Consider the following 602-nt stretch of genomic DNA (forward strand, 5'->3'; position numbering starts at 1 on the left):
ACCCTTTCCTCATGCTAGCCCTATGAGGCATAATCATAACAAGCTCAATCTGCCTACGACAAACAGACCTAAAATCACTCATCGCATACTCCTCCGTAAGCCATATATCCCTAGTAATCATAGCCTCCCTCATTCAAACCCCCTGAAGCTTTTCTGGCGCAACCACCCTCATAATTGCCCATGGACTTACTTCCTCTATACTATTCTGCCTAGCTAACTCAAACTATGAACGCACCCACAGCCGCATTATAATACTCTCCCGAGGACTTCAAACACTACTTCCACTAATAGCCCTCTGATGATTCACAGCAAACCTTACCAACCTAGCCTTACCCCCCACCATTAATTTAATTGGAGAACTCTTCGTGATTACAGCCTCATTCTCTTGATCTCACATCACTATCGTGCTAACAGGACTTAACATACTAATCACAGCCCTCTACTCCCTCCACATATTCATTACAGTACAACGAGGAAAACTCACACACCACATAATTAACATAAAACCCCCTTTCACACGAGAAAATACACTAATATTCATACACCTTACCCCAATTATCCTTCTATCCCTTAACCCCAACATCATTCTAGGGTTCACCTCC

Annotated in this window: 1 pseudogene; it reads left to right on the forward strand. The window is 43.2% G+C overall.

Features of this window, described 5'->3' with window-relative positions:
- Window positions 1–35: 35 nt before the first annotated feature.
- Window positions 36–299, forward strand: a pseudogene (locus tag ACFIL3_RS11030) (proton-conducting transporter membrane subunit).
- Window positions 300–602: the final 303 nt, after the last annotated feature.

This window comes from Bartonella sp. CE47NXGY, assembly GCF_042195415.1.
In the GTDB taxonomy this organism is placed as follows: domain Bacteria; phylum Pseudomonadota; class Alphaproteobacteria; order Rhizobiales; family Rhizobiaceae; genus Bartonella.